Here is a 23,539-nt window from a genome sequence, read left to right on the forward strand (position 1 = left end):
GCAACATGGGAGAAGGGCATGAGAAACTCAAGCCGGTCCAGGGTCGATCCCTTTATCGTGATGGACGTGATGGAGGCCGCAAGAAAGGCCGAAGAAGCTGGCCGTCACATTATCCACATGGAAGTTGGCCAACCCGGAACCGGTGCGCCCAAAGGGGCGGTGCAGGCATTGGCGAAGGCCATGGAGGATTCTCCTTTGGGGTATACCGTTTCGCTGGGCATTCCCGAGTTGCGGCAACGGATCGCAAAGCTTTACGGCCAGTGGTACGACGTGGACCTTAACCCGGAACGCGTGATCATCACGCCCGGTTCATCTGGTGGATTCCTGCTGGCATTTACCGCCCTTTTCGATAGTGGCGACCGAGTGGGCATCGGCGCGCCCGGCTACCCCTCGTACCGCCAGATATTAAGCGCGTTGGGGTTGGTTCCGGTGGATCTTCCGACGGCGCCGGAAAACCGGCTGCAACCTGTTCCGGCGGATTTGGCGGAGCTTGATCTTGCAGGTCTCATGGTGGCGTCGCCTGCAAATCCCACCGGCACGATGCTGGATCACGCGGCGATGGCGGCGCTGATCGAGGCGGCGCAGGGGCAGGGTGCCTCATTCATCAGTGACGAGATTTATCATGGGCTGGAATACGAGGCCAAGGCTGTCACGGCGCTGGAACTGACGGATGAATGCTATGTCATCAATTCGTTTTCCAAGTATTTCTCGATGACAGGTTGGCGCGTCGGATGGATGGTCGTACCCGAGGATCAGGTTCGCGTTGTCGAACGTATCGCGCAAAACATGTTCATCTGCGCCCCTCATGCCAGTCAGGTGGCGGCTTTGGCTGCAATGGAATGTGTAGACGAGTTGCAGGCCAATCTGGATGTCTATCGCCAGAACCGCAAACTGATGTTGGAGGGGCTGCCGAAAGCCGGGTTTACAAACATCGCACCGCCGGATGGTGCTTTCTACGTTTACGCGGATGTCTCGGGTCTGACTGATGACAGCCGCGCCTTTGCTGCGGAAATACTGGAACAGGCAGGCGTCGCCGTGACACCGGGGTTGGATTTTGATCCTGTGCGGGGCAATACAACGTTGCGCTTTTCCTATGCCCGGTCCACTGCTGATATCGAAGAGGGGCTTAAGCGGTTGCGAACCTTCATGACCGCGCGCGGTGCGATTTCAGCAGAGTCGGTCGAAGTCTAAGGCGTTCACAAGGGCTGCTGCGTGCTGTAGGATCTACGACAAACGATCTCGGACCAAGCTGAGGCCATGAGCAGAATTCTTATTACCTTTGCGCTCTGGTGGGCGCTTGTCGGCGTGGCGCAGGCGCAGAACTTTAGCGCACTGGCCCGCGTCGAACCCGCTGACAGCCGGATTGCCGAGGCCGGTTCTTCGGGCGTGCTGATGCAACTGGGCCTCAGTCAGGGCGTGCCATACCGCGTGTTCACACTGGACGAGCCCTACAGGCTGGTTCTGGATTTTCAGGAAGTGGATTGGACCGGTCTGAATCCAGAGGAATTTCTGCAGACGAACCGTATCGAAGGGGTGCAGTTCGGCACCTACGTGCCGGGCTGGTCGCGCATGGTGCTGGATCTGGGGAAACCGCTTGCGGTCGGGCAGGCCGAGTTGCGCGTCGATACCGTGACCGGCGCGGCGGTTCTGAAGCTGGAGTTGCAAAAGACAGACGCCAAAAAATTTGCGGCAGGCGCCGGTGCACCCAACGATCCCAGATGGGACTTGCCGGAACCCGCTCAGGTCGGGGGGATTACCGGAGACCCTGCTGACCGCCCCCTGCGTGTGATGCTCGATCCGGGGCACGGCGGCATTGATCCGGGGGCCGAAGCGGGTGAAACCGATGAAAAGACGCTGATGCTGACATTTGCCCGCGAATTGCGGGAAATACTGCTGCGCGCTGAAGGGTTCGAGGTCGTGATGACCCGCGCGGATGATCAGTTTGTATCACTGGAACGCCGGATAGCGCTGGCGCACCGCGCTGGGGCGGACGTATTCATATCGCTTCATGCAGACGCCCTGTCCGAGGGGCTGGCGCATGGCGCGACGGTTTATACGCTGGACGAAGATGCATCGGATATTGCCAGTTCAAAACTGGCCGAAAGGCATGACCGTGGCGATCTGATTTCAGGGGTCGATCTGAGCGGTGCGGACGATCAGGTTGCCGATGTATTGCTGGACCTGGCGCGGCTGGAAACGCTGCCGCGAACCCGGTCTCTGGCCCAGGCTTTGGCGGATGGGATGGGGCAGCAGGGCGGTCCGATGAACCGGCGGCCAATCCGAAAGGCGTCTTTCTCGGTGCTCAAGGCGGCGGACATTCCGTCGGTTCTTGTCGAACTTGGGTTTCTGTCCAGCCCCAGAGATGTGAAAAACATCAAGAATCCGGAATGGCGCGCGTCGATGGCTAAAGGAATACATCTGGGGCTGGAAAAATGGCGTCAGGAGGATCTGGCCAAGAGATCATTGATTGGTCAGTGACCCTGCGGCGCAAAATGGCTAAAAAGCGCCTTCGTGTTTTGACCCTTGGGCGGGGCGGCACTATATAGGCGGCACCGCGGAAAAAAGGCAGCAACGTGATCCGGTTCATTCTTTCGTTCTTCGGGGCAATTTTCAGCCTCGTGACATTGGGTATTTTTATGGCCGCCCTGACCATCGGGGCGGTGTTCTGGATGTATGGGCGCGACCTTCCCAGCCATGAATCGCTGGCGCAGTACAAGCCGCCGACAATCAGCCGGATTTATTCGGGTGAAGGCAATCTGATTGACGAGTTTGCGCAGGAACGCCGCCTTTTCACCCCGTCCGAGGAAATTCCGGATCTGGTGAAACAGGCCTTTATCTCAGCCGAGGACAAGAATTTCTATTCCCATCAGGGCTATGATATTCGCGGGATTGTCGCAGCCGGTGTCGAAGCGGTGAAAACCAAGGGCGAAACCGTTCGCGGCGCGTCGACCATCACGCAGCAGGTCATGAAGAACTTTCTGCTGTCCGGCGACCGTCGGGCCGAGCGCAAGATCAAGGAAATCATCCTTGCGACCCGGCTTGAGGACACGCTGGACAAGGAGCAGATCCTCGAACTCTACATGAACGAGATTTTTTTGGGTCAGAACTCCTATGGGGTAACGGCCGCGGCGCAGACCTATTTTAACAAAACACTGCAGGAACTGGCACCGCATGAGGCCGCCATGTTGGCCGCGATGCCCAAGGCGCCGTCTGACTACCATCCGGTAAGACAGAAAGAGCGGCTGCTGGCTCGTCGAAACTATGTCCTGCGCGAGATGCGCGAGAATGGCTATATCGATCAGGTGACCTATGAGGTCGAGGTTGATATGCCGCTGCGGTCGGTTCAGAACGGCGACTTCGAAAGCTTCCGCACCGCTTTGCCGCCGCGTGACTATTTCACCGATGAAATCCGGCGACAGTTGAGCGAGGATTTTGGTGAAGGCGAATTCTTTACAGGCGGATTTAGCGTACGCGCCTCGATTGATGAGGAAATGCAGGTAGAAGCCGCGCGTGCATTGCGTGAAGCATTGCAGAAATACGACCGCTCTCGCGGCAGGTGGCGCGGTACGGGCGAGGTGATCCCCGAAGAGAAACTGGCCGATGAAACGCAGTGGCGCGAGGCGCTGGCGATCATGGAAATCCCGCGCGATGTGGTTCTTCCGACGCGCTGGTATCCCGCAGTGGTACTGAACGTTGCCGAACAATCCCTGACCGTGGGCATCGAAGATGGTCCGGCCGATGGCGTAATCCCGCGTTCGGACATCAAATGGATGCAGGGCGATTTCGGTGCCAACTTCAAACGCGGCGACGTTATTCTGGTGGTTGCCGGGGAAGAGGGCCAATGGTCGGCCCGTCAGGTACCAGAGGTACAGGGCGGCTTTGTAGCGATGGACGTGAACTCGGGCCGCGTTTTGTCGATGCAGGGCGGGTTCTCGTATCAGGACACGGTCTTTAACCGCGCGACGCAGGCACAACGGCAGCCGGGTTCCAGTTTCAAACCGTTTGTCTATGCAGCGGCGTTGGACAGCGGTTATAGCCCGGCAACCATCGTGGTGGATGCTCCGATCGAGGTGAACACCCCACAGGGACTGTGGCGGCCTAAAAACGCATCGAACAAATTCTACGGCCCAACGCCGCTGCGCACCGGGATCGAACGCTCTCGGAACCTGATGACCGTTCGACTGGCTCAGGAGGTCACGATGCCTGTGGTTGCAGGTTACGCCGAAAAGTTCGGCGTCTATGACCATATGGGTGCCTATCTGGCCAACGCGCTTGGGGCCGAGGAAACCACGCTGTACAAGATGGTTGCCGCCTATGCGATGTTTGCCAACGGCGGTGAGCGGGTCGAACCGACGCTGGTAGACCGTATTCAGGACCGGTTCGGCAAGACGATCTATCGCCACGACGACCGCGAATGTGTGGATTGCAACTCGGACCAGATCAGGCCCAACGCCTCGCCGCGTATTGTGGATGACCGCGAGCAGGTGATGGACGCGATCACCGCCTATCAGCTGACGTCGATGATGAAAGGTGTGGTGGATCGGGGCACTGCGGCAAGTGTTGTAAACCTGCCTGTTCCGACGGCAGGCAAGACCGGTACAACCAACGACGCCAAAGACGTCTGGTTCATCGGGTTTACGTCCAACATCGTTGCCGGTTGTTATATCGGATATGACCGTCCCCGTCCGATGGGGCGTGGGGCCTATGGCGGTTCGATGTGTGGACCCGTATTCCAGAGCTTCATGGAAAAGGCAGTCGAGAAATATGGCGGTGGACCTTTCGAGGTGCCGTCGGGTGGTCATTTCATCAAGATCGACCGCATTACTGGCGCCCGACTGCCGGAAGACGCCAGCGGTGAATACGTTGTGGCCGAATATTTCCGCGATGGCGTGGATGCCATATTTGACCGCGTCTACGATGGCGGCTTTGCCATCGGGTCGGAACTGCCGCTGTTCGAAGAGGCGCAGCGTGCCGGACGGCAGGTCAAGACCTCGACAGGCAAGGTCATCATTATCGGACCGAAGGCAAATCAGGGTGATTTGACCACGGGCGGCGTTTATTAACGAACTGCCGCGCGTGTCATGTACAAGAGGCCAATTGCGGAACTGCGTGCGTCTGATGACTAAAGACTGAAAGCGTGTATTCGCTTGCCACTCATCTTGTGGTGGGTCGCGCCTCTTGCTATCACGCAGGCCTGATTGAGCAAGTTGGGACGAAACCATGCGCGCCGAAACCCAGAACATCGTGGCGGAAATACAAAAGTCGCTGGAGCTGCTGGCGCAGCGCATGGACTATGAGACCGCGCCGCACCGGTTGGAGGAATTCAACGCGCGTGTCGAAGACCCGAACCTGTGGGACAATCCCGAGAACGCGCAGAAGCTTATGCGCGATCGCCAGTTGCTGGTCGATGCCATCGAGACCTATGAGTCCATCAAGACCGACCTCAACGATAATGTCGAGTTGATCGAACTGGGCGAGATGGAAGAGGACGAAGAAGTCGTTCAGGACGCCGAGGAGTCGATCAAAAAGCTGCAGGCAAAAGCCGCCAAGAAAGAGCTTGAGGCGCTTCTGGATGGTGAGGCTGACGGCAACGACACCTTCCTTGAAATCAATTCGGGCGCGGGGGGGACTGAAAGCTGCGACTGGGCCTCGATGCTGGCGCGGATGTATGTCCGCTGGGCCGAGAAAAAGGGCTATACGGTCGAATTGCAATCCGAAACGGCCGGTGAAGAGGCAGGCATCAAATCCGCGGCCTACAAGATTTCTGGGCATAACGCCTATGGCTGGCTGAAATCCGAAAGCGGCGTGCACCGTCTGGTGCGGATTTCACCGTTTGATGCGGCGGCCAAGCGGCATACCTCGTTCAGCTCGGTCTGGGTGTATCCCGTTGTTGACGACAACATCGAGATTGAAGTGAATCCGTCGGAAATCCGTGTCGATACGTATCGGTCCTCGGGTGCGGGCGGTCAGCACGTGAACACCACCGACTCGGCGGTGCGGATTACCCACATCCCGACCGGGATCGTTGTGACAAGCTCGGAAAAGTCACAACACCAGAACCGCGATATCGCCATGAAAGCGCTGAAATCGCGCCTGTATCAACAAGAGCTGGACCGCCGCAACGCCGAAATCAACGCGGCGCACGAGGCCAAGGGTGATGCGGGGTGGGGGAACCAGATCCGGTCCTACGTTCTGCAGCCGTATCAGATGGTCAAGGACCTGCGCACCAACTTTGAAACTTCGGATACCAAAGGTGTGCTGGACGGCGATCTGGACGGATTCATGGCTGCCACGCTGGCCTTGGATGTCGCGGGCAAAAGCCGTTCCGAGGCCCAATCCGAGGGCTAAGGCCGGGTTGGCGGCGCGTTTGAAATGCAAGTTCTCAGGGGCCACTGGCAGCTCATTCTTATCACGGTGCTTGTGTTTGCCTTTTGGAACACGCCTGTCGTGTTGCCGCTGAAGATCTTGGTCGTCTTTTTACACGAGCTGTCACACGGGCTTGCTGCCATCCTGACGAGTGGTGCGGTCGAGGACATTTCGCTGTCGGTTCAGCAGGGTGGCCACGCGATCACACGCGGTGGCAACGCATTTTTCATTCTGACAGCCGGGTATCTCGGGTCGTTGCTTTTGGGAATGGGACTGTTGATCGTCGCGCTGCGAACGCGTGCCGACCGGGCCGTGCTCGGCCTGTTCGGAGGTGTCATGCTGCTGGTGACGCTTCTGTACATTCGTGATCCGTTCCCGATGCTCTTCTGCGCGGCTATGGGCGTGTCGATGCTGGCCATGGCGCGTTATCTGGACAGGCGGGTCTGCGACATGGCTCTGCGGGTGATCGGCCTGACCAGCATAATCTACGTTCCCTATGATATTTTCGACGATACCATCCGTCGTCCGGGCATCCGGTCGGACGCAAGTATGCTGGCGGACCAGTTCGGTGGCACCACGATGCTGTGGGGTGGTTTGTGGCTGGTGCTGAGTTTCATTGTGATTTTCTTTTGCATGAAACGCTATCTGGGTCGGGACAGCAATCTGCGCTTCAGCGTCAAGCTAAGATGAGCTGGGCGCTTTGCCTTTGGCAAGCTGGAAAACATACATTGAAACAGTGGGTTTAAATGGCTTGGATGCACCGCTAGGCTGACCGCAAGCAGCCCCGGGAACCTATGCCTATGGATTTGAACACAACTTCCGCCGCTGACCTTCTGGCCGACCTGTCAAACCAGCGTCTGTCAGCGACAAGCCTTATGCGCCAGACGCTTGATCGCATCGCGGCGGTCAATGGCGGGGTCAATGCCATCGTCGCGCTGCGAGACGAGGGGGAATTGATGGATGAAGCAGCAGCGCTGGATTCGGGCCCGAACAGAGGCCGGCTGCATGGATTGCCGATTGCGGTGAAGGACCTGGTCAACGTTGCGGGGATTGCATCAACGCAAGGGTCTCCGATTTTTCGCGACCACGTCCCGAAATCGGACGATCTGATCGCGGCAAGACTACGCGCTGCCGGTGCAATTCTGATCGGCAAGACGAATGTTCCCGAATTCGGCCTTGGGTCTCACACCTTCAATCCGGTTTATGGCGCAACGGTCAATCCATACGATTCCACCCGGTCATGCGGGGGATCATCGGGCGGGGCGGCAGTCGCGCTGGCAACGGGTATGGTGGCGCTTGCGGACGGTTCCGACATGATGGGCAGCCTGCGCAACCCGGCGGCGTGGAACAACGTCTACGGCTTTCGACCGACCTGGGGACGTGTCCCATCCGAACCCGTCGGCGATACGTTCCTGCACCAGCTTTCGACTCTGGGTCCGATGGCGCGCAGCCCTGCTGATCTGGGCATTCTTCTGGATGTCATGTCCGGCCCGGACCCGCGGCAACCGCATACGTTCCTCAGCGCGCCAGTGTCGCCCTTGGCAACCCGCGACGTTAAAGGGTTGCGACTGGGCTGGTTGGGTGACTGGGATGGGGCCTTTCCGATGGAAGACGGCGTTCTGGAGACCTGCAAAACCGCCCTGAAAGTGTTCGAAGACCTGGGTTGCACGATCGAGGCCGCGGCACCACCATTCAAGGCTGAACAGATATGGGAAAGCTGGATCACCCTGCGTTCATGGAGCGTCGCGAGTGGTCTGGAGGCTTTGGCCGAGAGGCGCGCCCATCTGAAAGACAGCGCCCAGTGGGAACTGGATCGCGGGCTGGAAATGAGCGCCAAGGATGTTCAGCGCGCCAGCGTCATACGTTCCGCCTGGTTCAGGCGGGCCGCGTCCTTGTTCGAGGAATACGATGCACTGATCCTGCCGGCCGCACAGGTCTGGCCCTTTGATGCAAAGCTGCCTTATCCGACCGAGATCGCAGGCAAAGCGATGGATACCTATCACAGGTGGATGCAGGTGGTGACACCAGTCAGCCTTTTGGGGCTGCCCTGTGTTGCAGCGCCTGCGGGGTTTGGCGATGCGGGCCTGCCAATGGGTGTGCAGATTTTCGGCAAAAGGGGGGCGGACGCTGATCTGTTGTCGTTGGCTGCAGCATATCATGCCGCAACAGAATGGCCGCAGCAAAGACCGGCGATTTGAGAACGGGGGAGGACAGAGTGACGATGGAAAAACCATTTGGCGTTCCCAAGCTGAAGCCGGTCGATTTCGACATGCTGCGCGAGGCGTTGGGCAAGGGGTGGCGTGATTTCAAGCGGGCGCCCTTGTTCGGGTTGCTGTTTGCCGGGTTCTACGTTTTGGCGGGTTGGGCGATGGCCTGGATTACCATCCGCACCGGAACAACCTATTGGCTGGTTCTGGCCGCCATCGGATTTCCATTGATCGGACCATTCGCCGCCGTGGGCCTGTACGAAGTGTCGCACAGGCTTGAGCAGGGCGAGCCGCTTGATTTCGGAGCCGTTTTTGGCGTCGTTGTTCAGCAAAGCCGCAGACAGTTGCCATCTATCTGCGCCATCATCGTGGTGATGTTCCTGTTCTGGTTCTTTCTGGGACACATGATATTTGCCCTGTTCATGGGGCTGTCCACCATGACAAACGTGTCCTCATCGCTGGAGGTTTTTCAGACCCTCAATGGCCTTACGATGCTGGCTGTCGGATCGGTGGTGGGGGCGGTTTTTGCCACGCTGCTTTACATGCTTACCGTTCTGTCGATCCCGATGCTGCTGGACCGGGAACTTGATTTCGTAACCGCCATGATCTCAAGCTATGCCTATGTAAGCACCAATGCCAAAGTCATGCTTGTCTGGGGCGTGTTCATCGCCATTTTGACATTTCTGGCCATGGCGCCATGGTTTCTGGGGTTGTTCCTTGTTCTGCCGTTGCTGGGCCACGCCAGCTGGCATCTGTACCGCCAGATTACCGATGTGGACGACGATTAAGACCAACACCAATCGGGGCACACCGTATGCGCGCGTTGATGTGCTTACGAAGGAACCTCACGGCCCATTGCAATCAGGCGCTGGCGAAGGTGTTCAACCTCGGGCGCGCCAGATTCGAGCGCGTAGATATAGGCATGCGTCAGGTAAAAACCCCGCGCGACATCATCGGAAGCCGCGTTTGCGGCTTCCTGGTAAAGACTGACCAAGGCTGCCTGATCGGCAGCCTCATGCGCACGTAGTAGCCGCGCGTCCAGATCGCTCATTCAGCCGCCTTCGGCGTTCTATGGCTCTGCAGTTTCCCGGCAATCCAATCATGAAACAGGTGCGTCGGTCCGTCCATCACCGGTGAGAACCGGCCGCCATCAAAGCCAGGGGCGGCGCGCCCTCGCTGCATGCCCTCAACCACAAAAACATCTTCTTCAAAGACCAGCTTCCACTGTGCCGCGTTCTTCTGGCGCAGTTCCTCGTCGGTGTCGGCGGTCGCGTAGAACAGGTGAATATGTTCAGACGTTCGATCCTGTGCCTCGGGAACAAGTATGATCGCAAACGCATGATCACGATGGACGCCCAGCAGGACATTCGGGAACACCGAGATATATTCGGCAGCAGTGTCCCAGTGGTCGCTCAGATTTTCGAAGTCGGGGAACACACTGCCATCTTCTGCTTTCAATTGACGGTAGACCAGCGTTCCCTGACCAGAATACAGGCCCCGCTCTTCAATGTGGTAATGATCTTCCAGCCGGGAATAGCTGTTCAGACCGGGATGTACCCAGGGCAGGTGATAGCTTTCGCAGTAGTTCTCCACCGCCAGTTTCCAGTTGCAGTTCACATCCAGCCGAAAGGCGCTTTCGGGACCACCGTGATACAGTGGCTTGTCAAACTCGGCCCAACGCTTGATCAGATGTTGGTTCTCTTGTTCAAATTCCGGTGCAGTGCCCGAGATGTTGACCCATACGACCTCGCGCCAGATATGGCTGCGTACCTCGATCAGTCCAAGTTCCGAGCGCTTGATGCCCTCATGTGAGTTCTGTCCCGGCCCGCCCACATGCGGTGTCGCGACCAGTTTGCCTTCGGTTGAATAACACCAGCTATGATATGGACAACGGATTGCACCTTCGATCTTGCGCGGTTCTTCGACCAGTATCATGCCCCTGTGGCGACAGATGTTCTGGAATACCCGCACCTGACCCTGACGATCGCGAAGCAACAGCAGGGGAATGCCAAGAAATTCAATGGGTTTGGCATCGCCCGGTTCGGGCACATCCGCTGTCACCGCCAATCCGGCCCAGCCATCTTTTAGCAATACCTGACATTCCTCGGAATGAACGGCTGCGTCGGTATAGTGTTCATTCGGTAGCCCATGAGCGTTCTCGATTGGCTGCCGGACATCTGACAAACTGGTGGTGCTATCGGACAATGCTCTCTCCTCCATTCGAAGGATGCTAGCCACATCTGACAACCCGGCGCTTGGATTTCCGCGACTTCGACATTTCTCACAGCGACAAATTTGTTTGCGGTGATCGGATTGTCCCAAGCTGAGGGGGCACCTTCGTCACGTTTGGATACGCGCGCCAAATGCCGAGTATTTGCCGAAACCAAAAATAGATGGCGCCACAAAGTAGAGTTGACTGGCTAAGCACCATCAGTGTTGCCGAGGCGCCGGGAAACCGCGCTGGCCCGGCGCCGCAAGGCGGCAGCCGGGCGTATAATGTCTGGCTATTCGCCGCGCAACAACGCGGCAACGCCAGTGCGTGCGATTTCCACCAATCCAAGAGGGCGCATCAAGTCCGCAAAAGCATCGATTTTGTCTGGTGCACCGGTGATTTCAAAGATGAAGGAATTCAGCGTGCTGTCCACAACATTGGCACGGAAGATATCGGCCAGACGCAGCGCCTCGACCCGTTTGTCTCCTGCGCCGACAACCTTGATAATAGCCAGTTCGCGTTCGACAGAAGGGCCTTCGACGGTCAGGTCATGCACGTCATGGACGGTGACGATCCGACCCAGCTGGGCCTTGATCTGTTCGATAACCTGCGGTGTGCCCTTGGTGACAATGGTGATCCGGCTGAGGTGGCCGGTATGGTCAACCTCGGCCACGGTCAGGCTTTCGATGTTGTAACCGCGGCCGGAAAACAGGCCGATCACACGGGCCAGAACGCCCGGTTCGTTTTCTACCAGAACGGCAATCGTATGCTGTTCCTGCACATCGGAAAACGTTGGACGTAGGTTATAGGCGGAATGGCGGGTGGAGCCTTTTTTGATATGTAGGGCAGACATTTATGTCCCTTTCATCATCCTGAGAGTGTCGGGCGCATCGGGCGCCCGACAAAATTCGTCGAATTTTGTTAAACCAGAACCGCGCCGCCGGACTGAATCACGCCCTGCGTTTCGGCTTCGCCCAGAAGCATCTCGTTATGGGCTTTGCCTGACGGGATCATCGGGAAGCAGTTTTCATGCTTTTCAACCAGACAGTCGAAAATGACCGGACCGTCATAGTTGATCATTTCCATGATGGCGTCGTCCAGATCAGCCGGGTCGCTGATGCAGATACCCTTGGCGCCAAACGCTTCGGCGAGTTTAACGAAATCCGGCAAGGCTTCGGACCATGAATGCGAATAGCGCTCGCCATGCAGCAGTTCCTGCCACTGGCGCACCATGCCAAGGCGTTCGTTGTTCAAAATGAACTGTTTCACGGGCAGGCGGTACTGAACGGCGGTGCCCATTTCCTGCATGTTCATCAACCACGAAGCTTCACCAGCGACGTTGATCACCAGCGCATCTGGATGTGCCATCTGCACGCCGATCGAGGCCGGGAAGCCATATCCCATGGTGCCCAATCCGCCCGATGTCATCCAGCGGTTCGGATCCTCGAAACCCAGAAACTGTGCCGCCCACATCTGATGCTGCCCGACCTCGGTCGTGACATAGCGGTCGTGACCTTTGGTCAGCTCTTCCAGCCGTTGCAGGGCATATTGCGGTTTGATGGACTTTTCGCTGTTGGTGTAGGCAAGGCAGTTCACCTTGCGCCAATCCGCGATCTGCGCCTGCCATTCCTTGACGCTGGCCGCGTCGGTCTTGCGTCCGCGCGATTTCCAGACCTTCAGAATGTCCTCAAGCACATGTGCAACATCGCCGACAATCGGGATATCCACACGGATTACCTTGTTGAGCGAGGACGGATCGATGTCGATATGCGCCTTCTTCGAGTTGGGTGAAAAGGCGTCGATCCGGCCGGTGATCCGGTCGTCGAAACGGGCGCCGACGTTGATCAGCAAATCGCAGTCGTGCATCGCCATATTGGCCTCATACAGGCCATGCATTCCCAGCATACCAAGCCAGTTTTCACCCGATGCCGGATATGCCCCAAGCCCCATCAGGGTTGATGTGACCGGAAAACCGGTTGAGTCTACCAGCTCACGCAGAAGCTGGCTGGCGGCCTTGCCCGAATTGATCACGCCACCACCAGTGTAGAACACGGGCTTCTTTGCCGTTTCCATGGCCGCGACAAGTTCGGTGATCTCTTCCAGGTCACCTTTGACGACTGGTTGGTAGTGCGAAACCGACGGCTTCGGAGAGGAGTATTCGCCGGTTGCGAACTGTACATCCTTGGGGATGTCGATCAGAACCGGGCCGGGTCGACCCGCGGTCGCCACGTGGAAGGCTTCGTGCAGCGTCTCGGCCAGAGAGTCGGTGTCCTTAACCAGCCAGTTGTGCTTGGTGCAGGGGCGTGTGATGCCAACGGTGTCCGCCTCCTGAAAGGCGTCGGACCCGATCATGAAGGTCGGAACCTGACCGGTCAGAACCACGATCGGGATCGAATCCATCAACGCGTCGGTCAATCCGGTCACCGCATTCGTCGCGCCGGGGCCGGATGTCACAAGCGCCACGCCGGGTTTGCCGGTTGAGCGGGCATAACCTTCGGCTGCGTGCACCGCACCCTGTTCGTGGCGCACCAGAATGTGACGGATGTCGTTTTGCAGAAAGATCTCATCATAGATCGGCAGCACGGCGCCACCGGGATACCCGAATACCGTGTCCACGCCCTGATCCTTGAGGGCCTGAACCACCATCTTTGCGCCGGTCATCTCACGTGTCATCTGCTTTGCTCCGTTCGCGACATGTGTCTTGCATTCAGCATAAAAAAAGCCCCCGATTTTTCGGAGGCGCATGGGTTCGATTATGGTTCACCGTCACCGGCCCATGCGCGAGGTTCCTACGATTACGACTAGCGTGTTCATCGCCAGAGGCTCCTTTTTGCTGGAGGGGACATTATGAGCGGGGGCAGGGGGCGTCAACCGTCAATCGTGTAAATTTCCTGTCTGGAGCGGTGGATTTTGCGACATTTTATTGCGCAGATTGCCGCATGCTGGGAATATCCGGGAAATGACCCCTCGTAAATTTGATCCGGGATAGTCGCGATGGTTCAAAACCGTCAGCGCAATGTCCGAAATTGGCCTGAAGTTACCGCTCACACAGTCCACGCTGATCCGAGATTGGTTGAATATGGAGTGCGGATTATGATGCAGGACCTTATTGATTTGGGGCGTTATCCAATCGACAGGCCAGGTTCGCCGGCCTACGACAGGCTGATCGCTGACCTGAGACGCGAACTGGAAGATGATGGTTGTGCCGTATTGCCTGGTTTCGTGCATGAAACGGGTGTCGAGCAGCTGGTCAAAGAAGCCGAAACTGTCGCGTCCAAGGCGCATCGATCCTTCAACCGGACCAATGCATATTTCAGCAAGGATAATCCGTCGCTGGCGCCATCCCATCCGGTGCGCCAGTTCTTTGACCGTTCAAATGCCTTTGTTCCCGCAGACAATTTCCCGAAATCCAGCCCGTTGCGGCGAATCTATGAATACGAAGGCTTCATGCCGTTCATTCGCACCGCGCTGGATGAGCCCGAAGACCGGTTCTTTCGATATGAAGACCCGTTGGCGGATGTCATTATCAATGTCGTAGAAGAGGGGCAGGGGTTTCCGTGGCATTTTGATACCAACAACTTCACCGTTACGCTGGCGATCCAAAACGGAGAGGAGGGGGGAGAGTTCGAATATGCCTCAAACCTGCGCAGTTCCGAGGACGAGAATTTCCCTGGGGTGACCTCGATCCTTCAGGGGAACATGGCAAAGGTGCGCCAGCTGACACTGAATCCCGGCGACCTCCAGATATTCAAGGGCCGGTACGCCCTGCACCGGGTCAAGCCGGTTTCCGGTGCCCAAAAGCGGTATGTTGGAATTTTCTCGTTTGTTGAGACCGAAGGCATGTGTGGCGGGGTCGAGAGGACCAAACAGCTTTATGGTCGCGTGCTGCCCCATCATTATGAGCGTGAAGGTTTGCGGGGTGATCAACTGTTGGATTGATCCGCTTCAGCCGTCACTGACCGTTGCTGTGAAGTGCCGGCGAAGATGTCGCCGTTGAACGCTAAACGAATGGGCGGGTCAGAACCCAACGCCGGTTCCCTGAAGCATTCCGTGCTCCATCGCATAGCGGGTCAGACCGGCCGTCGAAGAGATACCCAGCTTCCGCTTGATGTTCTTGCGGTGGGTTTCGACGGTACGCACCGAGATATCGAGTGCATTCGCCACTTCCTTGTTGGATTTGCCCTGCGCCAGTTGCAGCAGGATCGTCTGTTCGCGGCCCGTCAATGCCTCGCGCGTGCTGTCGCCTTTGGGTTCAAGTGATCCGCTGGCCCCGGTGCACAGGTACCGCTCGCCCTGCATCACCGCATCGATGGCCTGTTTGATTTCCTCGGTAGGAACGTCCTTGAGCACATAACCTTTGGCGCCATGGCTGAGCGCGGTCGAGATATATTCGGGACTGTCGTGCATCGACAAAATCAGGATGCGCGTGTCGGGCAGGCGTTCAAGGATGATCTCGGTCGCGCTGAGGCCGCCAAGGCCGGGCATGTTCAGATCCATCAGGATGACGTCCGGGCGCAGCGCCTCGACCTGATCCACCGCTTCCTGACCAGTGCCCAGGGTTCCGACGACCCGGATGTCATCATAGCTTTCCAGTATCGACTGAATACCCTCGGCCACCATCGGGTGGTCATCAACGATAAGGACACGAACCGTATCGGACATCATGAACCGGCCTTTCCTTTGGGTGTGGCATCTTCCTGCGGCGGCAGCAGGCGGCTTAGCGGCAGGCTGGCCTCGATTACCGTACCACTTTGCGCGCCGCGTGATGACAGAATGCGCAGCGATCCGTCAAGCTGTTCGATCCTTTCCTGCATGTTGCGCAGGCCGATCCCCGGAGTGATTTCGCCCAGCCTGCGGCGCAACCCGCGGCCGTTATCGGTGATCCGCATGGTTGCGCCTCTTTTGTGGCCGCGCAGATCGATCGTGACACGGGTGGCGCCAGAGTGACGTTCGATATTCGTCAGCGCCTCTTGTGCGATGCGGTAGAGTGCGATCTTGGCGTCCTGATCCAGCCGGTTGCGGAATACGACGGTAGTGAATTCGGTTTCGATCCCGGTGCGTTCGCGAAAATCGTCGGTCAGCGCCTTCAACGCAGGACCCAGTCCCAGGTCGTCCAGAACGCCGGGACGCAGGTCGCGGCTGATGCGGCGCACCTCGGTGATGGCCGAGCCCAGATTGTCGATCCCCTTGTCGAGAGGGTCACGCGCGCCACCATCGTCCCCGCGCTGCAGCCTGCGGCGGGCATTGTCCAGCGCATAGCGTACGCCAACCAGAATCTGGCTGATGCCGTCATGCAATTCTCGGGCGACGCGGCCCCGCTCTTCTTCCTGCGCATCAAACACCCGCTGGGTTAGTTCCTTGAGTTTGGCGTCGGCCAGCCTGCGCTCGCGGAAATTCAATAGCATTCCCGAAACGAACACGATCAGAAGCGCGGCCAGAACGATGCCGCCGATATAAAGGAACGTGCGCCGCACCCGCGCCTCGACCTCGGCGCGAGCATTGGCCACGGTGGCCACAATGTCGTCAATGAAAACGCCTGTCCCTACCGCCCATCGCCAATCCTGCAACCCCACCACATAGGCAATCATCATCGCCTCGTCCCCGGTCGAGGGCTTTTGCCACATGAAGCTGTGCCAGCCTGCGCCCTGCCGTGCCAGACGAAGAAACTCATCCACGACCGGGGTGCCGTTGCTGTCGGTCAATCCTTCCCAGTTGCGGTTGATGAATTCGGTCTGGCGGGGGCTGACAAGGTTGGTGCCGTCATAGTCGTAGACAAAAAAGAACCCATCCTTGCCATAGATCATCGCCGAAAGGATTTGCGTGACAAGGTTCTTGGCGATCTCATCATCCGGCGCGGCGCGACCATAGATATAGGCAAACCCATTGCGGGCCTGGGTCACATAGTTTCGCAACTCTTCTTTCTTGGCTTCGATCAGCCTGCGCTCCAGCGCCTTGATTTCGCGGTCAGCAGTGGCGCGGGCTTCGTAGGTCACCATCACAGCGATGGCAGCCACCGCAGCCACCAGCGGAATCGCAGCCACAAGCGACAGCTTCTGGGCGTATGTGAGTGAAATCATATCGCGGAGTGGACGCATGTCCGAATCGTTACGCAAGCCGGGGCTAAATTGCAAAAGGAATACATCGCGGCGACCATTCCGCGTGAGTGTCGCATCGTAAGTCCGGGAAAAATGGACGTGGTTCATTCGTTTCTGTCAAAAAACCGATCCGTCTACGCAGTACTTGGTATTCACATTCACGACTCCGTCATTAGGCTGGCGCGCACTGGAAACGACTGACCCGGAGCACATCCGGGCAATAGAATTGTGTAGGGGAGGATCACTCACATGGATCGTCGTTCATTTTTGAAAACATCCGCAATCGGCGGCTCGGCTGCTGCGGCGACCTCGCTGGCCGCTCCGGCGTATGCGCAGGGTAAGCGCACGCTGACCATGGTTACGTCCTGGGGTCGTGGTCTGGCCGGGGTGTTCGACAGCGCGCAGCGCTGCGCTGACAGCATCACCACCATGTCGGACGGCAACCTGACCGTTGATATCAAGGCTGCAGGCGAACTGGTTGGCGCGTTTGAAGTGTTTGACGCGGTGTCGTCGGGCCAAGCGGATATGTATCACGCGGCCGACTACTACTTTGTTGGTCAGCACCCGGGCTATGCCTTCTTCACCGCTGTTCCGTTCGGCATGACCGCGCAGGAAATGGTCAACTGGTACTATCATGCCGGTGGTGCAGAACTGCATGATGAACTGGGTCAGATCTTTGGCCTGAAATCATTCCTGGCCGGTAACACCGGTGCGCAGGCTGGCGGCTGGTACTCGAAAGAGATCAATGGCCCCGAAGACTTCAACGGACTGAAGTTCCGTATGCCGGGTCTGGGCGGCAAGGCACTGGGCAAACTGGGCGCGTCGGTTCAGAACATTCCGGGTTCGGAAGTGTATCAGGCGCTGTCGTCCGGCGCGATCGACGGAACCGAGTGGATCGGTCCGTGGGCCGACGAAAAGGCTGGCTTCCAGGAAATCACCAAGACCTACTACACCGCTGGCTTCCACGAGCCGGGTGCGGGTCTGTCGCTGGCGACCAACCGCGAAGTATTCGAAAGCCTGACACCTGCTCAGCAGAAGATCATCGAGATCGCGGCTGGCGAATGCCACCAGTGGAACCTGGCACAGTTCCTGGCCAACAACGGTGCAGCCCTGCAGCGTCTGCAGGCGGGCGGCGTCAAGGTTCTGGAATTCCCGGACAGCGTCTGGGATGCGTTCGGCAAGGCCAGCCAGGAAGTTCTGGACGAGAACATGGGCGACGAGCTGTTCAAGAAGATCAACGACAGCGCCATGGAATCGATGGCCGCATCGTCTGCTTGGCTGAACATGTCGTCGGGTGTTTACACCGGACAGCGCGACCGCGTTCGCGGCTGATCGCCGATCTTGTAGCACTTTGGTTCCCCCGCAACCGCGGGGGAGCTTTTCCTGTTGCACATGCACGGATTGGAAAAGTCCGCTAACATAAGCATAGCAACTGATGAACCGGGGACAAAATGCAGGACGATAACGGTATCTCCTTCTTCGGCGCCCTATGGAACGGACTGATCTGGTTCGTTCAGAACATCGCCGAGGCCTTCTATAATTTCGGATACGCCATCACGCATCCGCAGCTCTGGCTGAACTGGTCGGACAAAGAGGCGATCATGCGCTTTGTCTACTATGGCGGATCTGTCGAGTTCTTCTTTGTGGTCTTCACCCTGTTTCTGGTTCTGACGGCCATCGGCCTGTACTATCGGAATTTCATGTGGGGCATGGTCCGCGGGCTGGAAGGATTTGCCAATACCACCGGTCGCTTTTTCGCATGGGCGGGCCTGTTGATGGTGATCCAGCAAATCGTCATCGTTTTCATGCAGCGCGTTTTTGCCCGGCCCGATATGGCATTTGGTCTGGGTATTCCGTTCCAGATGGACATCAGTTGGTATGCCGAGGAACTGAAACTGTACAATGCCATGGTCGTTTGCCTGTGCGTCACCTACACCTTTGTTCAGGGCGGCCATGTTCGCGTTGACCTGATCTATGCGGGGCTCAGCCACCGGGGCAAACGGGTGGTCGACATGCTGGGGTCGGTGTTCTTCATGATGCCCATGGCTGTGCTGACATGGATGTACGGTTGGTACTTTATGTGGCGGCACCTGATTGTGCCGAAACCATCCGCAAGCGATACCCTGGACCGGCTGGTTATGAAGTCCCGCGCGTTGCGCTGGAACGTCGAAACCATCGGGTTCAGCCCCAACGGCTTTAATGGCTATTTCCTGTTCAAGGTACTGCTGGTGGCGTTCGCCGGCATGGTGTTCCTGCACGCGATTGCGTTCCTGTACCGGTCGTATCTGGAATATGTGGAAGGGCCCGAAAGTGCCGGTAAATACCTCGACAAGGACAGCCTTGGCGAGGGCGAAGAAGCCTATGAAGGCGCACATTAAGGACGGAGACCAAGACAATGCTATTCGGACTTGATGGCGTCGAAATCGGCCTCATTATCGTATTTTTCTGCCTTTTCGGCGGTATCCTATCCGGGTTTCCGGTGGCTTTCGCCATCGGCGGTGCCGGGATCATCTCGTTCGGGATTATCGCTGCACTGGACAGCGCCGGGCTGCTTATACATCAGGCGATAGACACCAGTTCTCAGGCCTATCGGGACGTTGTGAATTCGGGCGTCAAACCAGATGTCATATCCGTGTTCCGATACCCGGATTTGCCCAGGATAGCTGAACCGGTATTCGTGTCGGGATGGGAAACCGCGCTGGATCGCAACGTATCGTTCATCGTGAACCGCATGAACGAACGGGTGCTGGCGGGGCAATCCATCGAGACACTTCTGGCGGTTCTGATGTTTGTTCTGATGGGCATCACGCTGGAACGTTCCAAGATCGCCAATGACCTGCTGACGACAATGGCGCGTGTATTCGGCCCGCTACCGGGCGGTCTGGCCGTTTCCATTGTGGTCGTGGGGGCGTTCCTTGCGGCATCGACCGGGATCGTGGGCGCGACGGTTGTCACGATGGGGCTGTTGGCCCTGCCGACGATGTTGCGCAACAACTATTCACCGGAACTGGCGACCGGGGTTATTGCCGCGTCGGGTACACTGGGGCAGATCATTCCACCGTCCATCGTTATCGTTCTGCTGGGGACGCTGGCAGGCGATCTGTATTCGACGGCGCAGGAAACCCGCGCGGTCGAGGCGGGATGTTCGGATGCGCTGACTTATCTGGGTGAGCCTGCGGTTGTGTCCGTGGGTACGCTGTTTCAGGCCGCGCTGCTGCCGGGGATCATGCTGGCGTTGCTTTATGCGCTTTACGCCTTTGGCTATGCGATGCTGAACCCGGAAAAAGCACCGGCAGTTGCCCTGTCCGGCGGCAGCGGTGAGCCGATCACCCGCGCCGAAGGGCTGACATGGTTGCTGGCTGCACCTGTGGGCCTGATCGTTGGCGCCGTTCTGATGGGCAGTGTTGGACTGATCGGCAGTCAGGATGTCTCGGTTTCGGGGTTCTCGGACATTTCCGAAGGGGCATCCCTGCGCACGAACGTATCCGCTGAATGTCAGGCGTCCATGATCGAACTGCACGGTCAGTCGGCCTGGGATCAGGCCGTGGCCGAGCAGGAACAGATCGACGCGGCGGGTGGAGTGTCGCAATCGCAGAGACTGAGCGAGGAGGAAATCACGGCTGCCCGTGAGGCAAAAATTGCCGGAGCCGCACCGATTGGCACGGGCGTTGCCGTCTTTGTCGTGCTGCTGGGTCTGACGCTGGTTCTTGGTCGTGGCATTGCCCCTTCGCGTTCACCGCAACCGCTTATCCTGGGCGGTATCGGATTGTTGCTGGTCCTGCTGGCCGACATTCTGCTGGTGACACCGCTGACATCCTCGGGTGCTACGTTCGTTATTCTGGCATTGCCTGCCCTGCTTGCGCTTTATGGCTGCAGGGAGGCCGCAGCCCGTTGTGCAACGAATGATCTGATCCGTGTCGTCTTTCCGCCACTGGTCCTGATCATTGCCGTTCTGGGGTCGATCCTGGGCGGTATCACCAATCCGACGCCTGCAGCGGCGCTTGGGGCAGGTGGGGCCATCATGCTGGCAGCGTATCGCAAGCTTCAGGATCAGGGGCGTTCTGGCAAGGTCATCATCTGGTCCACGTTTGCCATCATCATCTGCTTGCTGATCGGGGTGAACTTTGACCTGCGGATCAATCAGGGCGGCGTCACGGTCGAAACGTGGATCGCGTTCGTACTGGCCTATGCCACATATCTGTACGCTTTGTTCGGGCTGATCTTCGGGTGCTGGGTTCTGTTTGCAAGCGGTGTTCTGACACCGGTCGTACGTGAAACCGCCAAGGTCACGTCGATGGTCTTTACCATTCTGATCGGGTCGCAGCTGCTAAACCTTGTGGTGATCTCTTTCGGGGGAGAGCATTACATCCAGCAATTCTTGAAGAGCTTTGACAATGAGTTCACGGTTTTCCTGATCGTGATGCTGGTGCTTTTTGTCCTTGGCTTCGTGCTGGATTTCCTCGAGATCATCTACATTGTCATCCCGATTGTGGGACCGGTCATCTATGGCGGGTCGTTCGATCCGAAATGGGTGACGATCATGGTTGCGGTGAACCTGCAGACCTCGTTCCTGACACCACCGTTCGGGTTTGCGCTATTCTATCTGCGCGGTGTGGCACCCAAAGAGGTTACGACAGGGCATATCTATCGCGGGATCATTCCTTTCGTGATCATTCAGGTGGTCGGGATCGCGATCCTGTGGTTGTTCCCGACAATCGTGACAATTGTTCCCGAGTTGATTCCGAACTGATCTGGGATCGCTGATATCAAATTGAAAAGGGGGCCGGATGGCCCCCTTTGCTTTTTACGTTTGGGCGCGAAGGGGCGCTGCCCCGTCTTGACCTGATGGCCAATTCATCCCCGGGATATATTGGGCGAAAGGAAGGGTTTCAGGTGAACTGGATTAAATCCCAGCGGTTACCGAAAGGGTCGCGCCAGACTGCGACCGTACCGTAGGGTTCGTGGCGCGGTTCTTCTTCGAACTGAACACCTTTGGCCAGCATCGTAGAGTGATCGCGGGCGAAATCGTCAGTGGACAGGAAAAACCCTACGCGCCCTCCGGTTTGATTGCCGATGGCTGCCTGCTGGTCAGAGCCGTCAGCCAGTGCCAGGATCAACGAGCCATTGCTTGATCCCCGCGGTGTCACGCGGACCCAGCGTTTGCCGCCGCCAAGGTCCAGATTCTGATCCAGAGAGAAACTCAGTGTCCCGACATAGAACGAGATCGCGTCGTCGTAGTCCGGCACCACCAGAGTGACGGCGTGAAGGCTTTGCTGCATGCGGGATCAGCCTTTGGTTGGATGTCTGTCAGGGAGTTGTATGTTGGCGACCTGCTCGGCAATGGGTGCCGTCGAGAGAGGGTGGCTGGAGGTGCGGGAAAACCTTTCGGGATTCGGGACGCTTTGCCAGGCGTTGTTCATGTAGACTTCAAGCCCGGCGAACTTTGCCTTGTATCCCATCTTTGGGCTGCCGGGCACCCAGTAACCCAGATAGACGTACGGCAGCCCGGCCTCGCGGGCGATGTCGATGTGGTCCAGGATCATGTAGGTGCCGAGTGAATTCTGCGGCTGTAGCGGGTCGTAGAAGGAGTAGACCATGCTGAGGCCGTCCTCGAGCACATCGGTCAGACTGACGGCGATCAGGTCGCCGGTTCGGGTGTCGGAATACTCCACGACGCGGCTGCGGATTGGTGTTTCTTCGATCATTGCAGCGAACTCGAACACGTCCATATCCGCCATTCCGCCGTCAGCGTGGCGGACATCCAGATAGCGCCGGAACAATTCGAACTGATCATCGGTTGCCCAGGGCGATGTTGCGCGCCGTTCCAGATATGCGTTGCGTCTGGCTGCGCGTTTCTGGCTTTTGGTGGGGCGGAATTTGGACACGTCAATCCGGGCGGACAGGCACGCCGCGCAATCTGCGCAGGACGGGCGGTAGAGAACATTCTGAGATCGGCGAAACCCTTGTTGCGACAGAGAGTTGTTCAGTCGTTCTGCGCCTTCGCCCTGTAGTGCCGTGAACAGCTTTCTTTCCATCCGGCCCTCAAGATAGGGGCAGGGCTGTGGGGCCGTCACATAGAATTGTGGCGCTATTGGCAGCGTGTGTCGCATGCAGATCCCGTGTTTCCTGTCAGGATGATAACAACGGTTTCGGGACCCGCCAAGTGATTCACATGCCGGTTCAGGCTATAGCGCGTTGATTTAACATGACGGTACCAAGGAAGGCGTCTGTCAGCCCCTGGCATCGCGCGCTGGTCATCATCATGATCACCGAGACCACCTGAATGACGGGAAACGCCATGCTGATAAAATACCCGGCAGTGTGAGCGATGGCCTTGCCGGTGTCCATGCGAGCGCCAAAGGCGTCGCGGAGTTCGATCCCCATGAACCGCATACCAAGCGTTGCCGAGCCATTGGCAATGGTAACAACGCGATAGGTGAAACTGACAACCATATAGATGAGGGCTACGAAAAACAGGCCCAGCCCAACGGTCATGATGACGGCCACCACACAGAGCAATGAGATGAAGGCGACATCGAAAATCCAGGCTAAGAAGCGTTTGAACGCGACAGACTGGTAGAATTCGGGCTGGCGATCGGGGTCGGGCAAATGCCTCATGTCAGATAGTCCGGTTCTGTATTTGGGAAATGCCCTGCACC

The 23,539-nt window shown here is 57.8% G+C and carries 20 protein-coding genes; 11 read left to right on the forward strand and 9 right to left on the reverse strand.

Translation table 11 applies throughout. The features are described from left to right. The first annotated feature begins 18 nt into the window (after window positions 1-18). From ACR0D6_RS07120 to ACR0D6_RS07150, 7 genes are all read left to right on the forward strand, one after another. On the forward strand, window positions 19-1,191 hold the full coding sequence (locus tag ACR0D6_RS07120) for a pyridoxal phosphate-dependent aminotransferase (RefSeq protein WP_480764988.1): 1,173 nt from the start codon (window positions 19-21) through the stop codon (window positions 1,189-1,191). A 66-nt stretch (window positions 1,192-1,257) separates the two neighbouring features. Next, window positions 1,258-2,478: an N-acetylmuramoyl-L-alanine amidase gene (locus tag ACR0D6_RS07125; RefSeq protein ID WP_480764989.1), complete on the forward strand. Its 1,221-nt coding sequence runs from the start codon at window positions 1,258-1,260 to the stop codon at window positions 2,476-2,478. Between the two features lie 95 nt (window positions 2,479-2,573). Then, on the forward strand, window positions 2,574-5,063 hold the full coding sequence (locus ACR0D6_RS07130; RefSeq protein WP_480764990.1) for a penicillin-binding protein 1A: 2,490 nt from the start codon (window positions 2,574-2,576) through the stop codon (window positions 5,061-5,063). Between the two features lie 157 nt (window positions 5,064-5,220). Further along, window positions 5,221-6,348 (forward strand): peptide chain release factor 2, encoded by a 1,128-nt coding sequence (gene prfB, locus ACR0D6_RS07135; RefSeq protein ID WP_480764991.1) that lies wholly within the window; start codon window positions 5,221-5,223, stop codon window positions 6,346-6,348. 24 nt (window positions 6,349-6,372) lie between these two features. Then, window positions 6,373-7,056, forward strand: a complete 684-nt coding sequence (locus tag ACR0D6_RS07140) for a M50 family metallopeptidase (protein ID WP_480764992.1) — start codon at window positions 6,373-6,375, stop codon at window positions 7,054-7,056. A gap of 110 nt (window positions 7,057-7,166) precedes the next feature. Next, window positions 7,167-8,564: an amidase gene (locus tag ACR0D6_RS07145; protein WP_480764993.1), complete on the forward strand. Its 1,398-nt coding sequence runs from the start codon at window positions 7,167-7,169 to the stop codon at window positions 8,562-8,564. 23 nt (window positions 8,565-8,587) lie between these two features. After that, window positions 8,588-9,361, forward strand: a complete 774-nt coding sequence (locus ACR0D6_RS07150; protein ID WP_170652021.1) for a DUF2189 domain-containing protein — start codon at window positions 8,588-8,590, stop codon at window positions 9,359-9,361. Between the two features lie 44 nt (window positions 9,362-9,405). Here ACR0D6_RS07150 and ACR0D6_RS07155 read toward each other — a convergent pair whose 3' ends face one another. The 4 genes from ACR0D6_RS07155 to ACR0D6_RS07170 form a co-directional block, all read right to left on the reverse strand. Further along, window positions 9,406-9,624 carry a hypothetical protein gene (locus ACR0D6_RS07155; protein ID WP_480764994.1) on the reverse strand — a complete coding sequence of 73 codons (219 nt, stop codon included), beginning with the start codon at window positions 9,622-9,624 and terminating at the stop codon, window positions 9,406-9,408. Beyond that, window positions 9,621-10,778, reverse strand: a complete 1,158-nt coding sequence (locus ACR0D6_RS07160) for an aromatic ring-hydroxylating oxygenase subunit alpha (protein WP_480764995.1) — start codon at window positions 10,776-10,778, stop codon at window positions 9,621-9,623. Before ACR0D6_RS07160 ends, ACR0D6_RS07155 begins: the two co-directional genes overlap by 4 nt. A 299-nt stretch (window positions 10,779-11,077) precedes the next feature. Continuing rightward, window positions 11,078-11,638 (reverse strand): acetolactate synthase small subunit, encoded by a 561-nt coding sequence (gene ilvN, locus ACR0D6_RS07165; RefSeq protein WP_170652027.1) that lies wholly within the window; start codon window positions 11,636-11,638, stop codon window positions 11,078-11,080. Window positions 11,639-11,706: 68 nt separating this feature from the next. After that, window positions 11,707-13,458, reverse strand: a complete 1,752-nt coding sequence (locus tag ACR0D6_RS07170) for an acetolactate synthase 3 large subunit (RefSeq protein ID WP_480725467.1) — start codon at window positions 13,456-13,458, stop codon at window positions 11,707-11,709. A 420-nt stretch (window positions 13,459-13,878) separates the two neighbouring features. Here ACR0D6_RS07170 and ACR0D6_RS07175 point away from each other — a divergent pair, with 420 nt between their 5' ends. Further along, the gene (locus tag ACR0D6_RS07175; RefSeq protein WP_480764996.1) at window positions 13,879-14,724 is read left to right on the forward strand and encodes a HalD/BesD family halogenase; all 846 of its coding nucleotides are present in this window, start codon (window positions 13,879-13,881) and stop codon (window positions 14,722-14,724) included. Between the two features lie 78 nt (window positions 14,725-14,802). Here ACR0D6_RS07175 and ACR0D6_RS07180 read toward each other — a convergent pair whose 3' ends face one another. Both ACR0D6_RS07180 and ACR0D6_RS07185 read right to left on the reverse strand, forming a co-directional pair. Continuing rightward, window positions 14,803-15,447 (reverse strand): response regulator transcription factor, encoded by a 645-nt coding sequence (locus ACR0D6_RS07180; protein WP_170652033.1) that lies wholly within the window; start codon window positions 15,445-15,447, stop codon window positions 14,803-14,805. Next, a complete protein-coding gene (locus ACR0D6_RS07185; RefSeq protein WP_480725462.1) occupies window positions 15,447-16,862 on the reverse strand; it encodes a cache domain-containing protein in 1,416 nt (471 codons plus the stop codon). Before ACR0D6_RS07185 ends, ACR0D6_RS07180 begins: the two co-directional genes overlap by 1 nt. 267 nt (window positions 16,863-17,129) lie before the next feature. On the opposite strand from ACR0D6_RS07185, the gene ACR0D6_RS07190 reads away from it, so the two are divergent. The 3 genes from ACR0D6_RS07190 (at window position 17,130) to ACR0D6_RS07200 (ending at window position 21,630) form a co-directional block, all read left to right on the forward strand. After that, the gene (locus tag ACR0D6_RS07190; RefSeq protein WP_170652037.1) at window positions 17,130-18,212 is read left to right on the forward strand and encodes a TRAP transporter substrate-binding protein; all 1,083 of its coding nucleotides are present in this window, start codon (window positions 17,130-17,132) and stop codon (window positions 18,210-18,212) included. A gap of 119 nt (window positions 18,213-18,331) precedes the next feature. Next, entirely contained in the window at window positions 18,332-19,258 is a 927-nt protein-coding gene (locus tag ACR0D6_RS07195; protein ID WP_480764997.1) for a TRAP transporter small permease subunit, read from the forward strand. A 17-nt stretch (window positions 19,259-19,275) separates the two neighbouring features. Further along, window positions 19,276-21,630 (forward strand): TRAP transporter large permease, encoded by a 2,355-nt coding sequence (locus ACR0D6_RS07200; protein WP_480764998.1) that lies wholly within the window; start codon window positions 19,276-19,278, stop codon window positions 21,628-21,630. Between the two features lie 139 nt (window positions 21,631-21,769). On the opposite strand, the gene ACR0D6_RS07205 is transcribed toward ACR0D6_RS07200, so the two are convergent. From ACR0D6_RS07205 to ACR0D6_RS07215, 3 genes are all read right to left on the reverse strand, one after another. Then, window positions 21,770-22,159 carry a VOC family protein gene (locus ACR0D6_RS07205; protein WP_480764999.1) on the reverse strand — a complete coding sequence of 130 codons (390 nt, stop codon included), beginning with the start codon at window positions 22,157-22,159 and terminating at the stop codon, window positions 21,770-21,772. Between the two features lie 6 nt (window positions 22,160-22,165). Next, window positions 22,166-22,990: an arginyltransferase gene (locus tag ACR0D6_RS07210; RefSeq protein WP_480449843.1), complete on the reverse strand. Its 825-nt coding sequence runs from the start codon at window positions 22,988-22,990 to the stop codon at window positions 22,166-22,168. A gap of 70 nt (window positions 22,991-23,060) precedes the next feature. Next, on the reverse strand, window positions 23,061-23,498 hold the full coding sequence (locus ACR0D6_RS07215; protein ID WP_480765000.1) for an RDD family protein: 438 nt from the start codon (window positions 23,496-23,498) through the stop codon (window positions 23,061-23,063). Between the last annotated feature and the right edge of the window lie 41 nt (window positions 23,499-23,539).

The sequence above is a fragment of the Ruegeria sp. BJ6 genome, assembly GCF_056537885.1.

Coding starts and splice junctions, on each gene's coding strand:
- ACR0D6_RS07120 (WP_480764988.1), top strand. CDS start 19: ATGAGAAACTCAAGCCGGTCCAGGGTCGATCCCTTTATCGTGATGGAC.
- ACR0D6_RS07125 (WP_480764989.1), top strand. CDS start 1,258: ATGAGCAGAATTCTTATTACCTTTGCGCTCTGGTGGGCGCTTGTCGGC.
- prfB (WP_480764991.1), top strand. CDS start 5,221: ATGCGCGCCGAAACCCAGAACATCGTGGCGGAAATACAAAAGTCGCTG.
- ACR0D6_RS07140 (WP_480764992.1), top strand. CDS start 6,373: ATGCAAGTTCTCAGGGGCCACTGGCAGCTCATTCTTATCACGGTGCTT.
- ACR0D6_RS07145 (WP_480764993.1), top strand. CDS start 7,167: ATGGATTTGAACACAACTTCCGCCGCTGACCTTCTGGCCGACCTGTCA.
- ACR0D6_RS07150 (WP_170652021.1), top strand. CDS start 8,588: ATGGAAAAACCATTTGGCGTTCCCAAGCTGAAGCCGGTCGATTTCGAC.
- ACR0D6_RS07155 (WP_480764994.1), bottom strand. CDS start 9,624: ATGAGCGATCTGGACGCGCGGCTACTACGTGCGCATGAGGCTGCCGAT.
- ilvN (WP_170652027.1), bottom strand. CDS start 11,638: ATGTCTGCCCTACATATCAAAAAAGGCTCCACCCGCCATTCCGCCTAT.
- ACR0D6_RS07170 (WP_480725467.1), bottom strand. CDS start 13,458: ATGACACGTGAGATGACCGGCGCAAAGATGGTGGTTCAGGCCCTCAAG.
- ACR0D6_RS07175 (WP_480764996.1), top strand. CDS start 13,879: ATGATGCAGGACCTTATTGATTTGGGGCGTTATCCAATCGACAGGCCA.
- ACR0D6_RS07180 (WP_170652033.1), bottom strand. CDS start 15,447: ATGTCCGATACGGTTCGTGTCCTTATCGTTGATGACCACCCGATGGTG.
- ACR0D6_RS07185 (WP_480725462.1), bottom strand. CDS start 16,862: ATGATTTCACTCACATACGCCCAGAAGCTGTCGCTTGTGGCTGCGATT.
- ACR0D6_RS07190 (WP_170652037.1), top strand. CDS start 17,130: ATGGATCGTCGTTCATTTTTGAAAACATCCGCAATCGGCGGCTCGGCT.
- ACR0D6_RS07195 (WP_480764997.1), top strand. CDS start 18,332: ATGCAGGACGATAACGGTATCTCCTTCTTCGGCGCCCTATGGAACGGA.
- ACR0D6_RS07200 (WP_480764998.1), top strand. CDS start 19,276: ATGCTATTCGGACTTGATGGCGTCGAAATCGGCCTCATTATCGTATTT.
- ACR0D6_RS07205 (WP_480764999.1), bottom strand. CDS start 22,159: ATGCAGCAAAGCCTTCACGCCGTCACTCTGGTGGTGCCGGACTACGAC.
- ACR0D6_RS07210 (WP_480449843.1), bottom strand. CDS start 22,990: ATGCGACACACGCTGCCAATAGCGCCACAATTCTATGTGACGGCCCCA.
- ACR0D6_RS07215 (WP_480765000.1), bottom strand. CDS start 23,498: ATGAGGCATTTGCCCGACCCCGATCGCCAGCCCGAATTCTACCAGTCT.